The following is a 13349-nucleotide window of genomic DNA, read 5'->3' on the forward strand; positions in this document are numbered from 1 at the left end:
AGTGGCCGTTGGCGACGCCGATCATCGGCTTGTCGAAGTCCTCTTTCTGGTAGCCGAGCGCGTAGTACATCGAGCGATTCGGCGAGCGCGCTACACCTTGCGTGATGTTTTTCGAACGACGGTTGTATGCCATGGGGACGCTCCAGTCTGTCTGTTCTGTTCGTGATCCGGGCCGCGAGGGCGGGGCGCCGGCGCGGCTCGCGCCCCGCCCGGGGGCAGCCGCCGGGGCATGCGCCAGCGGGCGCGCCGGCACATCCGTTCAGTGTAGTGCCGCCGCGCCGGGCAGACAGGCGGTTTTGCGTATCATGCGTCGCGTGTATTATTTGCGCGTGTTCAGGTCGTAAAACATATTAATCCGGGTCTTCATCATGCTGCCGACGATTCCCGATCTGCGCCAGTTGCGCTACTTCGTCGCCGTGGCCGAGGAAAAGCACTTCGGCCGCGCGGCCGCGCGTTTGTCGATGACGCAGCCGCCGCTCTCGCAGGCGATCCGTGCGCTCGAGGAGACGCTCGGCGTCGAGCTGTTCGCGCGCACCAAGCGCTCGGTCGAACTGACGGCGGTCGGCGCCGACCTCCTGCCCGAGGTGCAGCGCCTGCTTGCGGCGGCCGAGGGGCTGCGCCCGCTCGCGCAGAGCCTCGCGCGCGGCGAGGCGGGCGTGCTGTCGCTCGCGTTCGTTTCCACCGCCGATTACGGCTTGCTGCCGCTGCTCCTGCGCGATTTCGGCGCGCGCCATCCGCGCGTGCGGCTCGAACTGACCGAGGCCACCAGCGACGTGCAGGTCGAGGAATTGGTGGCGGGGCGCATCGACGCCGGGCTCGTGATCGCGCCGCTGCCGCCGCGCCATGCCGCGCAGCTGTCGTGGCTGCCGATCGCGCGCGAGCCGCTCGTGATCGCGATGTCGACGGAGATGGCGGCGCGTGTGCCAGGCGCGGGCGGCGTGAATGGCGGGGTGGAAGACGGTCTGAAGGACGGTGGGCGTGGCCGCGAGAAGGGCGAGGCTGGAGAGATAGGAAAGGCACGAGGCAAGCCCGGCGCCGACCCCGGCGCGGAATGGCTCGACACGCCGGTGAGCCTGCGCGATCTCGCCGACGCGCCGCTCGTGATCTTCCCAAGACGTCTGGCGCCAGGCTTTTATGACATCATTATGGATTGCTACGGCGTCGCGGGTCTCGCTCCCCGGATCGGCCAGGAGGCGATCCAGATGCAGACCATCGTCAGCCTCGTGTCGGCCGGCATGGGCGTCGCACTGGTGCCGCAATCGTTGCGTAACCTGCGGCGCACGGGCGTCGTGTACCGGCCGCTGTCCGAGTCGGTGCCCGCAATCGAAACGGGTCTCGTCTGGCGTACGGACGAGGTGAGTCCGGTGCTCGCGGGCTTCATCGAGATCGTGCGCGCGCATGCCGCGACGGTCGCGCCGCGCGCCGAGCGCGGCGACGCTGCTGTAAAACCTCTGCTGTAGAAGCATTCCTGAACCTGAACTGCCCATAACCACACGATGCTTATTCACCCCAATTTCGACCCCGTCGCCATTCATCTGGGGCCGCTCGCCGTGCGCTGGTATGGCCTGATGTACCTCGTCGCGTTCATCGCGGCGATCGTCGTCGGCCGGCTGCGGCTGCGTTTGCCGTACGTCGCCGCGCAGGGCTGGAGCGCGAAGGATATCGACGACATGCTGTTCTACGGCGTGCTCGGTACGATCCTCGGCGGCCGGCTCGGCTACGTGCTGTTCTACAAGGCGAGCTTCTACTTCGCGCATCCGCTCGACATCTTCAAGGTGTGGGAAGGCGGCATGTCGTTTCACGGCGGCTTTCTCGGCGTCACGCTCGCGATGATCCTGTTCGCGTATCAGCGCAAGCGCTCGTGGCTGCAAGTCACCGACTTCGTTGCGCCGATGGTGCCCACGGGCCTCGCGGCGGGGCGCCTCGGCAACTTCATCAACGGCGAGCTGTGGGGCCGCGTGACCGATCCGGCTTCGCCGTGGGCAATGCTGTTTCCGGGCGCCGCGCCCGACGATGCCGCATGGCTCACCGCGCATCCGCAACTGGCCGCGCAATGGCATCTGAACGAAGTGTTCGCGCAATATCACATGCTGCCGCGGCATCCGTCGGAACTGTACGAGATCGCGCTCGAAGGCGTGGCGCTGTTCTTCGTGCTGATCTTCTTCTCGCGCAAGCCGAAGCCGCTCGGCGCGATTTCCGCGATGTTCCTGATCGGCTATGGCCTCGCACGCTTTACGGTCGAGTTCGCACGCGAGCCGGACGATTTCCTTGGCCTGCTCGCAATGGGTCTGTCGATGGGGCAATGGCTGTCGCTGCCGATGATTCTCGCGGGCATCGGCCTGATGGTGTGGGCCTATCGACGCGGGCGCCGCGAGTCGGCGCAGGCGGTGAGCGCGAGCTGAGCCTTGGGTCGATGCGGTTGATCCGTCGAGCCGCGCGCCACGGTTTGCCTTGTCTTGTCGGGCAGCGTGGCGGTTGGCGCGGTGGGTCTTTAGAACCTTTAGAGTTTTCAGGACCTGCAAATAGAAACGCCACGGCATGAAGACATGCCGTGGCGTTTTTCCTTGCAGGTATGTGTGTTTGCGCGTTTGCGTTCCCGCGCGCGCGTTACTTCATCTGCACCGATCCCGACACGTTGACCGTCACCGTCGACGTGCCGCCTTCGAGCGGCATCGGCGCCACGCTCTTCGCTTCGGCGCCCATGGCACGCGCGCTCATCATCATGACCGGGCGCGGCATGACGCCGCCGTGATTCACATTGACCTCGCGGATCGAATAGCCATTAAAGCCGAATGCCTGCGCCGACGAAGCGGCCTGTTCGCGGAACGATCGGATCGCCTCGCCGGTGAGCTTTTGCTCGGCGGCACGCTGCGCTTCCGGCGACAGCGAGAAACTCACGTTGCCGACCTGCATGATCGATGCCATCTGTCCCGCGAGCTTCGATGCCGAACCGAAGTCGCGGGATTCGAGCACGACTTCGGCGCGGCCGCGCCACGTCGAAATGTGGCCATCGCGATCGGTGGATGGGAAGATCGAGAATGCGCCCGTGCGCGCCGTTACGCCGCTGACGCCGCGCGCCTTCTGCAAGGCGGCGTCGGCGCGCTCGTTCAGCGTGGCCGTGAGCGAGGACGGATCGCTCGCTTCCTGCTCGTAAAACAATGTGATGTCGACGACGTCCTGCGGGACTTCCGCGCTCGCCTGCGCATTGAGCGACAGCACGCCCGCGGGCTGCGGCATGACGCTTTGCGCGCGCGCGAGGGTCGGGGTCAGCGCGAGCGCGACAGGCGCGGTGCAGGCGAGAGCGAGTGCGAGGGCCCGTGCGGCTTGTTTCGTCATTGTTGAACTCCTTGTATGAACAGGTTGTGCACGTGTGACACAAGTGACATGTGATGGCGTAGGGGTTGCGGGTTCGCTTTCGCGACGGGCTGGCTCGCCGGCCAGGCGAAGCCCTTCAATGAGCCCTGCAACACGCGTGTCCGATCATTAGGCGCGGCTCGCGTTGTCTTGGTTCCCTAATTCGGCGTTATCCGCCATGTGGAGAACAACACGGTGCGTTCACCCGTTCGTCATAAGTCACGAGCGAACGCCGGATATGCCCTCAAACAAGCTGTTTTGTGATGAAACGCCATTCGGCTTCGGTCACCGGCGTGATCGACAGACGGTTGCCTTTGGCGAGCACACGCATGTCCTGCAACTCGGCATGCTCGCGCAGCGCAGCAAGCGGAATCAGCGGAATCTTCTTTTTGAACACGACGTCGACGAGCATCCAGCGCGGCGTTTCCTGCGACGACTTCGCGTCGTAGTACGGACTCTTGTTATCGAACTGGGTCGGGTCAGGATACGCGGTGGACGACACTTCCGCGATGCCCGCGATGCCGGGCTTGGGGCAGCTCGAATGGTAGAAGAGCACGCCGTCGCCGATCTGCATGGTGTCGCGCATGAAATTGCGTGCCTGATAGTTGCGCACGCCGGTCCACGGCAACGTGCGATGCGGTGCGTTGGCGAGATCGTCGATGCTTGCTTCGTCCGGTTCGGACTTCATCAGCCAGTAGCGCATGAATCGAATTGAACGTGAGGGATTGAACGACGCGCGCGAACCGGCGCCTGCAAAAAGCACCTGAAAGCAGCACCGGAAAACGCAGCCCAAAGAAAAACGGCATCGAACCGAAGTACGATGCCGTTCCAGATAAGGTCCCCGCCTTAGCCGCTAGGCCGGCATCCTGAACCGGGGGTTCAGAATTGGTCGCAGTTAGCAACACTTCGGGTACATCAGACAGAGTGACGCGCACGCCCGTGCTACAAATTTCCGCAACCGTGCACATGGCATTGGTTCAAGGAATATATGACCTTGGCGAACCAGGCAGGGAAGCTAAACCGATGAAGCTACAGCAGTTCAAACTTTAACAGAAGAACTCAAACGCTTGCGAGAGGTGCTCATGTGCTTTACCAACACCGCACACCCGCTTTGCAAAAAAGTACTGCGTTTCAAGTTACTTCGTTGAATTCACGACCGGTTCGACATTGGGTTCGAAGCCGGCTGTGACCGCTTACTGCAAGCTGTACTGTTCAATCACAGTACCGAGCTGTTCGTTCATTTGCTGCATTGTACGCCGGATTTCTTCAGCGGGAAATGCTTCTCCGTGTCGCACGCTGTTTTGCAGCTTAAGCAGTTCCGATGCCAGCGACAGCGCGGCCATGACGGCAATGCGATCCGTGCCGCGCACGTTGCTGCCGTTGCGGATTTTCTTCATTTCCGCATCGACGCGTGCGACCGCTTCGAGCAGGGCGGCTTCGGTTTCCGGCGAGCAGGCGAGACGATACGGTACGTCGAGAATCGATACTTCGATCTGCTTGGTGGTCATGCGTTTTCTCCGTGGCGGCTCACGTCGCTTTCCGCTTCCTCGGGTTCGGGTTGAGCGGAGTCGAGCAGATCGAGCTGGTTATCCGGTTCGCTGCTCGCGCGGGCACGCGGCAATTTCTCGAGAATCGCATTCAGGCGCACCTGAGCGTCGTCGATCTTGGCGGAGAGCGCATCGCGTTCCGCCTGCAGGGCATCGCGCTCCCCGCGCAATTGCGCGAGTTCCGCATGCGTGGCTTCGACTTCGGCACGCGTGTGCGCGAGTTGTTCTTCGAGCGCGAGCCGCGCTTCATGGTGGCGCTGGCTGATCGCAATCAGCTTGCCGATGTTCTGGGAGAGTGATTCGAGTTCGGTGAGCATGTGCTGCGTCCTCTAAAGACCTCGCATTTTAGCGCGGAATGTTACAGGTTCCGACAATTGTCTCGTTTCGAGACGTAACAACTTGGCTTTATGCAAGCATTTTCCCGACCATAAGATGAAAAACCGCTCGTCGATCGGACAATAACCTGCACTCAACGGCACGGCTCGCGCAGGGATTGACCTTTCTTGACGCTCGCCGGGGTCGCTCCTAAACTGGCCGCACTCTGGTGCCCGCGCGCGCTTTTCGGCGCGCGCAGTTAAACGGGAAGCAGGGCGCGCGCGGGGTTCGACACCGGCACGCGCGAACCTGCGCTGCCCCCGCAACGGTAAGCGACCGCATCTCGTCATGCAGGTCGGTCCTGATTGCAGGTCGAAGCTTAACCTGCAAGTGTGCCACTGCGCGTCACGCGTGGGAAGGCGGGGCCGATGTGTCGCAGCCCGGATACCGGCCAGAGGGAGAGGACGTCCCCCGCGAAAACGTTAAACATCGGGGGCGCCTCGTTACGCGGCGGCCTGCGGGGAAGCGGGCTGCGCACGCTATCCACAGGACTCTCACCCATGCTGTCCCCCTTCGCCCGCGCGGCGCTGCTCGCGTTCGCGGGTCTGCCGCCCGTCGTGCATGCGCAGACTGCCGGGACCACGGCTGCCGCGTCGGCGGCGTCTTCCGTGCCGGCCGATGTTGCATCGCCCGTTGCTTCGCCGGCTGCTTCGTCGGCCGCATCATCGGCTTCAGCTTCGAGCGCGTCCGCCGATGCGAATACCGATGCCGATGCGAGCCCCCGCGCGAACCCGCCGGCCACCGTACTCTCGCCAGTCGTCGTGACCGCCGAACGCGGACCGCAGGCACTCGCCGATACGATCCCGCCGACCACGCTGTTCGATCAGCAGGACATTGCCGACACGACCGCGACCGATCTGCCCGGCCTGCTGCAGCTCGCGCCCGGCGCGCAAATCTCGCGTACAGGTGGCCCCGGTTCGACGACGAGCCTCTTTTTGCGCGGCGCGTCGTCGACGCAATCGCTGGTGCTGATCGACGGCGTGCGCGTCGATTCGGTGAGCCTCGGTTCCGCGCAACTCGCGCAGATTCCGCTCGACCAGGTCGATCACGTCGAGGTCGTGAACGGCAATGTCTCGGCGTTGTACGGCTCGGGTGCGATTGGCGGCGTCGTGCAGGTGTTCACGAAAGATGGCGGCGATCATCCGCCGCGCTTCAATTTTTCGCTGGGCTACGGCAGTTATCACACGCAGACGCAAACCATCGGCGTCAATGGCGCGCTCGATCAGGACGGCCGCACGACCTTCAGCATCTCGCTCGCGCGCACCAAAACCGATGGCTTTTCCTCGCTCGATCCGCTGCAAGCGCCCGGCGCGAATCCGAACGCGAACGGCAATCTGAACGAGAGCCTCTCGGCATCGCTGCGTCACAAGTTCAGCGACAGGTGGGACGCCGGCGTCACCTATTTCCAGTCGAACGGCAACAACAGCTACGACAACGCCTATGGCGAGCCGACCGATCTGAACAACCTCTATAGCAAGGTGCGTCAGGTCTCGGTGTTCGCGAACGGCAAGCTGACCGACTGGTGGACCACGCATTTCACGGTCGCCGAGGGCGACGACCGCAGCGTGTCGAATACCAACGGCATCGACAACGGCCGCTTCGATACCGACAATCGCCAGTACACCTGGCAGAACGATTTCGCGCTGGCCGCGAACCAGAAGCTGCAACTCGGCTACGAGCATCTCGATCAGAGCCTCGATTCCGATACGTTCGCGGCGCCCAACCGTCACGTCGATTCGGTATTCGCGGGCTATACCGCGCGCTTCGGCCGCAATCAGATTCAGGCTAACGTGCGGCGCGACCAGTACTCCGATTTCGGCGGGGCGAACAGTTACTATCTCGGCTATGGCTTCGACATCACCTCGCACTGGAAGGCAACCGCAAGCTATTCGGACGCGTTCCGCGCGCCGAGCTTCGACGATCTGTACTATCCGTTGAGCGGCAATCCGTCGATCCGGCCCGAGCGCAGTCATTCGGTCGAAGCGGGTTTGCAGTACGCATCGAACCTGCTCGGCGTGGTGCGTGTCAGTGCCTTTCAGACGCGCTATACGAATCTGATCGATTACGTGCAGACGATCCCCGGCATCTATCTGGCCGAGAACGTCGGGCACGCGAAAGTGCAGGGGCTCGAAGGATCGTGGAGCGGGCATGTCGGCAAGACCGACGTGCGCGCCTCGCTGACGCTGCAGAATCCCGTCGATCTCGACAACGACGTCGACCTCGTGCGGCGCGCGCGACGCTTCGGCTCGCTCGCGATCAATCGCAGCATCGGCGGCTGGCGCGTGGGCGGCGAGTGGATCGTGAGCGGCCCGCGCGTGGACAGCACCGGCAATCTGGGCGGCTATGGCATCGTGAATCTGTCGGCGCGCTACAACATCACGAAAGCGTGGTACGTGAGCGCGCAAATCGAGAATCTGCTGAACAAGGACTATGAAACGGCCTACTCGTATAACTCGCCGCGACGCGGTGCCTACGTCACGCTTGGCTGGCAGCAGCAGTAACGCACGCACCGGCGTGAGCGCGCGCGCATGAATCGCGCGCCGGGCTCGCTGCCGGCTGCCGGCCACGTCACGCCTACCATGCGCACGATGAACGCAAGGCGCGCGGCCGCGATCTGGCTCGGACTCGCGGTCATCGCCCTGGCCGTGCTGGTCGCGTCGCTCGCGCTCGGCAGCGTGCCGCTCGCGCCATCGCGCGTGCTGGCCGCGTTGATGCCGTGGCATGCCGGACCCGCGCGCGCCGACGACCTCGCCGGCGAGATCGTGCGTACGTTGCGCTTGCCGCGCGCGCTCGCGGGCTTCGCGTGCGGGGCGTTGCTCGCGCTCGCCGGCGCGCTGCTGCAGGTGCTGTTGCGCAATCCGCTGGCCGAGCCGTATGTGCTCGGCGTATCGGGCGGCGCGGCGACGTTCGCGCTCGTGGCGATGATCGCGGGCGGCGCATGGTGGATCGTCGATGCGAGTGCGTTCGCCGGTGCGTTGGTGTCGATCCTGCTCGTGCTTGGCCTCGCGCGGCGCGAGTTATGGCGCGGCGAACCGCAGGACACGTCGCCGCGGCTGCTCCTGACCGGTGCGGTGATCGCGGCGGGGTGGGGCGCGCTGATTACGCTGCTGCTCAATCTCGCGCCCGACAGCCGCTTGCGCGGCATGCTGTTCTGGCTGACCGGCGACCTCAACGGCGGCGCGCTGCCGTGGACCGCGCTCGTCGCGCTGCTGCTCGCGCTGCTTGTGATCGTGCCCGCCGCGCCGCGCCTGAACGTGCTGCTGCGCGGCGATGCGGCCGCGCAGGCGTTGGGCGTTGCGGTCATGCCGTTGCGTCTGCGCGTGTACCTGGTGGCCTCGCTTGCGGCTGCCGCTGCCGTGACGACGGCGGGCACGATCGGCTTCGTCGGCCTCGTGGTGCCGCACATGCTGCGGCTCGCGTTCGGCAACGATCAGCGCATGCTGTTGCCGGCGGCCGCGCTCGGCGGCGGCGTCGCGGTGATGGGCGCGGATCTCGTCGCGCGCACTGTGATTGCGCCCGCGCAGTTGCCGGTCGGCGTGATGACGTCGCTGGTCGGCGTGCCGGTGTTTCTCTGGATGCTGCTGAAGAGGCGTCCATGACACGCGCCCACGATACCGTCCCGGCTTCGGCGCTGAGCGCGCAACGCGTGACGTTGCGCGCCGGCGCGCGCACCTTGCTCGATGCGTTCACGCAGACCTTCCATGCCGGCGAAATCTGGTGCGTCGCCGGGCCGAACGGCGCGGGCAAGACAACGCTGCTGTCCACGCTCGCGGGGCTGCGGCCGGCGTCGGCGGGGCACGTCGAACTCGATGGCAGGCGTCTTGCCGACTGGCCGCCGTTGCCGCTCGCACGGCACCGCGCGTTGATGCCGCAAAGCGCGCACGATGCGTTCAGCGCCAGCGTGCTCGACATCGTGATGCTGAACCGCTTTCCGCATCTCGGCGGCTGGGGGTGGGAGCGCGACGCGGATCGCGCGGCCGCGCAGGCGGCGCTCGAACGGCTCGGCCTGGGCAGTTTCGCCGCGCGCGATGTGCTGTCGTTATCGGGCGGCGAGCGCCAACGTGTCGCGCTGGCGGCCGTGTTGTGCCAGGATGCGCCGCTTCTGCTGCTCGACGAACCGCTGTCGCATCTCGACCTGCATCATCAGATCGATTGCCTCGAAGCGCTCGTTGCATGGACGCAGGAACCGCGGCGCTGTGTGCTGTTTTCGTGTCACGATCTGAATCTCGCGCGCCGCTTCGCGACGCACGCATTGCTGCTCGATGGAGCAGGCGGCGCATGCGCCGGCCTGGTGCGCGCCGTGTTGACGCCCGAATTGACGAGCCGCGCGTTCGGCTATCCGCTGATTCTGATTCGCGACGGCGAGCACGAGGCGCTGATTCCCGCGCCGCGTATGCGTCATGAATCGCATGCCGATCATGACATTGCATCAGGCTGACTTTTTTATTCCGACATTCTTTTGCGGCGATTTCCGCTTATACCTATGACTCGCTTTCCACGCCCGGCCGGTTTGCCCAACGTCGCTCCGCTCGATCAGACGCTGCGCGCCGAGCTGCAACACATCATCGATACGCGGACCAAGCCGCCCGGCAGCCTCGGCCGTCTGGAAACGCTCGCGCGGCAGATGGGGCTGATTCAACGCAGCACGCATCCGACGGTCGCGCGCCCGGCCATGATCGTCTTCGCCGGCGATCACGGCATTGCCGCCGAAGGCGTGAGCCCGTATCCGCAAGCGGTGACCGCGCAGATGGTCGCCAATTTTCTCGCGGGCGGCGCGGCGATCAATGCGCTGAGCCGCGTCGCGGGCATCGAGCTCGAAGTGGTCAATGCGGGCATCGCGACGCCGTTGCCGACGACGCAAGGGCTCGTCGACATTCCTGTCGCACCGGGCACGCGCAATTTCGCGCACGAACCGGCGATGACCCAGGCCGAGGCGCTGGCCGCCTTGCAGGCGGGCGCGGCGCGCGTGCGTCATCACGCGGCGCTCGGCACCAATGTGATCGGCTTCGGCGAGATGGGGATCGCGAACACCTCGTCGGCCGCGTGTCTGATGAGCCGCTTGTGCGACGTGCCGCTCGACGAATGCGTCGGGCGCGGCACCGGTCTCGACAACGCGGGGCTCGCGCGCAAGCGCAACGTGCTCGCGGCGGCGCTTGCGCATCACGCGCCAACGCCGGCGCCGCTCGACGTGCTCGCGACGTTCGGCGGCTTCGAGATCGCGATGATGGCGGGCGCGTATCTCGCGGCCGCCGAAGCACGCATGACGATTCTCGTCGACGGCTTCATCGCGACGTCGGCGCTACTCGTTGCCGATGCGTTCGCACCCGAGGTGCGCGAGTACTGCGTGTTCGCGCATGCGTCGAACGAGGCCGGGCATCGGCGCATGCTCGATCATTTCGGCGCGCAGCCGCTGCTGTCGCTCGACATGCGGCTCGGCGAGGGCACCGGCGCGGCACTCGCGGTGCCGCTGCTGCGCGCGGCGACGGCCTTCGTCAACGAGATGGCGAGTTTCGACTCGGCCGGCGTGGCCGATCGCGAGGGATGATGTGTGACCTAAGGTGTGACCCAAGGCGTGACGTGACGCGAACCTCGCCCCGCTCATGAACCCGCTCGCGGAATTGCGCTACTTCTTCACGGCGCTCGGTTATTTCACGCGCGTGCCCGTGCCGCGCTGGGTGGGCTACGAGCCGCATTATCTGAATGCGGCGGCGCGCTACTTTCCGCTCGTCGGCGTATTGATCGGCGGCTTGAGCGCGCTCGTCTATCTCGCCGCGTTGCGCGTATTTCCGGCGGGCGTCGCGGTGCTGCTGTCGATGGCCGCGTCGCTGCTCGTCACGGGCGCGTTTCACGAAGACGGTCTCGCCGATTGCGTCGATGCGTTCGGTGGCGCCTATTCGCGCGAGGACGTGTTGCGCATCATGCACGACTCGCGCGTCGGCGCATTCGGTGCGATCGCGCTCGTCGTCGCGCTCGCGTTGAAGTGGCAAACGCTCGCGGCCTTGCCGCCGTCACGCGCGGCCGGTCTGATGATCGCGGCGCACGGCGCGAGCCGCGCGATGGCGATCAGCTATCTGGCCACGCTCGACTACGTGCGCGCCGAGGGCAAGGCGAAGCCGGTCGCACAGCGCCTGAGCGGTCCCGCGCTGGCCTGCGCGGCGCTGTTCGGTTTGCTGTGGCTGCTGTGGCCGAACGGACGCGGCGCGCCCGACTGGCGTTTCGCGCTTGCGGCATGCTGTGTGCTGCTCGTGCTGCGCGTGGCGATCGGCCGTTATTTCGTGAGACGCATCGGCGGCTATACCGGCGATTGCCTCGGCTTCGCGCAGCAGGTTTTCGAATTGAGCATCTATCTGGTGGGGCTCGCATGGATATCGTCCTGATTCGTCATCCCGCCGTCGCGCTCGATGCGGGCATCTGTTACGGACACAGCGACGTCGCATTGGCCGAAAGCGCCGAGGTGTCGGCGAGCGCGCTCGCGCTGCGGCTCGCGACCTTGCAGGTGCCGGCGCCGCGCGTGCTGATTTCGAGTCCGCTCACGCGCTGCGCGGCGCTCGCCACCGAGATCGCGAGCGACTTCGGCTGCGTGGTCAGCCATGACGAACGTCTGAAGGAAATGAATTTCGGCGCTTGGGAAACGCAGCGCTGGGACGCGATCGATCGCGCGCAGCTCGACGACTGGGCCGCCGATTTCGAGCATGCATGCGCGCATGGCGGCGAGAGCGTCGCGCAGTTCGCACAGCGCGTGCATGCGTGGTTCGATGCGTTCGCGCAGACACGCGAGTTGTCGCCGGCCTATGTGGTCACGCACGCGGGCGTGATTCGCGCGATCGCCTCGCAGGTGCTCGACGTGCCGCTCGCGCGTTGTCTGCACTGGGCGCTCGATATGACCGGCATCGTCTGGCTGCGGCGCAACGAGGCCACGCAGCAGTGGGTGCTGGTGCGCTGGAATGCGTGAGGGGATTTACGGCGCGCGCGGTTTTCTGCGTGAGCGCGCGAGGTCGAGGTCTTCGCAGAGTTCGCGCGCGCCCTGCGCGATGCGAGGCGCCGGACGGTTGATGAGATCGCCGTCGATCGCGAAGAGGTTGTTGTTCGCGACCGCGGCAAGGCCCGGCCATGCGCGCCACGTGTCGAGTTGCGGCAGCGTCGTGTCGGGACGCGTCGCGCCCGGCGCGGCGGTGACGATCGCCTCGGGATTCGCCGCGAGCACCGCTTCGGTCGACACGGTCGGCACGAGCGGCTGCAATTGCGCGAAGACATTGCGTCCGCCGCACAGCGCGATCACGTCGCTGATCATGTGCTCGCCGTTGAGCGTCATCAACGGTTTGTCCCAGACCTGGTAGAACACGCTGACGACCGGCCGGCTCGCGTACTGCGCGCGCAGTCGCGCGATGTCGTCGCGATACGCGGCCGCCGCCGCATCGGCCGTCGCCGACGTGCCGAGCAATTGACCGAGCTTCGTCAGCGATACGGCGACGTCGTCGAGATGGCGCGGCTCGCTGAAAAAGAGCGGGATATGCAGTTCGCGCAGCCGGTCGAGCTGACGCTGCGCATTGCCGTGCCGCCACACGACGATCAGATCGGGCTTCAACGCGACGATGCGTTCGAGGTCGAGCGCTTTGTTGTCGCCGACGCGCGGCAGCTGCTTCGCCTCGGGCGGATAGTCGCTGTACGAAACCGCGCCGACCATTTTCGCGCCGCCGCCCGCCGCATACAGCAACTCGGTGACGTGCGGCGCGAGGCTGATGACGCGCTGCGCGGGCGCGGCGAGCGTGACGGTCGCGCCGCTATCGTCGGTGACGGTGATCGCCGCGTGCGCGGTCAGCGCGGCGAGGCCGAGCGATACGGCGCAGAGGAAACGAGCCAGGTGGAGCGGGAGCGTAGAGCGGTGGAGCGGGCAAGCGAAGCGGATCATCGGGCGAGGACCTGGAACCTGGACGAGACGTTGAGCGTGTGGCGCGTGTAGGGCGATAAGCGAGGCGCAGTGAGTGAAGGGCGGCATGAGGCTCGGTATGAAGCGCCGCATAAAGCTCGACATGAGGTACGACATGACGCTCGATTCAAAGCGCAGCACGCGTA

At 65.6% G+C, this 13349-nt stretch carries 13 protein-coding genes, 1 other RNA gene and 1 riboswitch; of the genes, 8 read left to right on the forward strand and 6 right to left on the reverse strand.

The features are described 5' to 3' along the window. Nucleotides 1–368 precede the first annotated feature (368 nt). Nucleotides 369–1460, forward strand: a complete 1092-nt coding sequence (locus tag F3J20_RS20420) for a LysR family transcriptional regulator (protein ID WP_167284368.1) — start codon at nt 369–371, stop codon at nt 1458–1460. A gap of 36 nt (nt 1461–1496) precedes the next feature. Next, nucleotides 1497–2402, forward strand: a complete 906-nt coding sequence (gene lgt, locus F3J20_RS20425; protein ID WP_167036551.1) for a prolipoprotein diacylglyceryl transferase — start codon at nt 1497–1499, stop codon at nt 2400–2402. Between the two features lie 205 nt (nt 2403–2607). Here the strand turns inward: lgt and F3J20_RS20430 are convergent, their stop codons facing one another. From F3J20_RS20430 to F3J20_RS20450, 5 genes are all read right to left on the reverse strand, one after another. Further along, a complete protein-coding gene (locus tag F3J20_RS20430) occupies nt 2608–3336 on the reverse strand; it encodes an SIMPL domain-containing protein (protein ID WP_167036554.1) in 729 nt (242 codons plus the stop codon). A gap of 262 nt (nt 3337–3598) precedes the next feature. Beyond that, nucleotides 3599–4057: an EVE domain-containing protein gene (locus F3J20_RS20435; RefSeq protein ID WP_167284369.1), complete on the reverse strand. Its 459-nt coding sequence runs from the start codon at nt 4055–4057 to the stop codon at nt 3599–3601. Nucleotides 4058–4188: 131 nt separating this feature from the next. After that, a non-coding RNA gene (ssrS, locus tag F3J20_RS20440) (6S RNA) lies at nt 4189–4370 on the reverse strand. A 177-nt stretch (nt 4371–4547) separates the two neighbouring features. Continuing rightward, nucleotides 4548–4862: a cell division protein ZapA gene (locus tag F3J20_RS20445; RefSeq protein WP_167036560.1), complete on the reverse strand. Its 315-nt coding sequence runs from the start codon at nt 4860–4862 to the stop codon at nt 4548–4550. Further along, nucleotides 4859–5218, reverse strand: coding sequence for an ATPase (locus F3J20_RS20450; protein ID WP_167036563.1), 360 nt, complete (start codon nt 5216–5218; stop codon nt 4859–4861). The genes F3J20_RS20445 and F3J20_RS20450 overlap by 4 nt, the downstream gene beginning before the upstream one ends. 208 nt (nt 5219–5426) lie before the next feature. Continuing rightward, nucleotides 5427–5687, forward strand: a riboswitch (cobalamin riboswitch). Nucleotides 5688–5776: 89 nt separating this feature from the next. Here F3J20_RS20450 and F3J20_RS20455 point away from each other — a divergent pair. From F3J20_RS20455 to cobC, 6 genes are read left to right on the forward strand one after another with little or no spacing between them, the layout of a single operon-like run. Then, nucleotides 5777–7777: a TonB-dependent receptor gene (locus tag F3J20_RS20455; RefSeq protein WP_167284370.1), complete on the forward strand. Its 2001-nt coding sequence runs from the start codon at nt 5777–5779 to the stop codon at nt 7775–7777. Between the two features lie 27 nt (nt 7778–7804). Next, nucleotides 7805–8875 carry an iron ABC transporter permease gene (locus F3J20_RS20460; RefSeq protein WP_167036569.1) on the forward strand — a complete coding sequence of 357 codons (1071 nt, stop codon included), beginning with the start codon at nt 7805–7807 and terminating at the stop codon, nt 8873–8875. Beyond that, the gene (locus F3J20_RS20465) at nt 8872–9714 is read left to right on the forward strand and encodes an ABC transporter ATP-binding protein (protein WP_167284371.1); all 843 of its coding nucleotides are present in this window, start codon (nt 8872–8874) and stop codon (nt 9712–9714) included. Before F3J20_RS20460 ends, F3J20_RS20465 begins: the two co-directional genes overlap by 4 nt. 45 nt (nt 9715–9759) lie before the next feature. Continuing rightward, nucleotides 9760–10821 (forward strand): nicotinate-nucleotide--dimethylbenzimidazole phosphoribosyltransferase, encoded by a 1062-nt coding sequence (gene cobT / locus F3J20_RS20470; protein WP_167036575.1) that lies wholly within the window; start codon nt 9760–9762, stop codon nt 10819–10821. A 55-nt stretch (nt 10822–10876) separates the two neighbouring features. Continuing rightward, nucleotides 10877–11653, forward strand: a complete 777-nt coding sequence (locus F3J20_RS20475) for an adenosylcobinamide-GDP ribazoletransferase (protein WP_167284372.1) — start codon at nt 10877–10879, stop codon at nt 11651–11653. Continuing rightward, nucleotides 11638–12228 (forward strand): alpha-ribazole phosphatase, encoded by a 591-nt coding sequence (cobC, locus tag F3J20_RS20480; RefSeq protein WP_167036581.1) that lies wholly within the window; start codon nt 11638–11640, stop codon nt 12226–12228. Before F3J20_RS20475 ends, cobC begins: the two co-directional genes overlap by 16 nt. A gap of 6 nt (nt 12229–12234) precedes the next feature. On the opposite strand, the gene F3J20_RS20485 is transcribed toward cobC, so the two are convergent. Beyond that, a complete protein-coding gene (locus F3J20_RS20485) occupies nt 12235–13185 on the reverse strand; it encodes a cobalamin-binding protein (protein WP_240162851.1) in 951 nt (316 codons plus the stop codon). Nucleotides 13186–13349 lie beyond the last annotated feature (164 nt).

It is taken from the genome of Paraburkholderia sp. Cy-641 (assembly GCF_011752945.1).
Classification (GTDB): Bacteria; Pseudomonadota; Gammaproteobacteria; order Burkholderiales; family Burkholderiaceae; genus Paraburkholderia.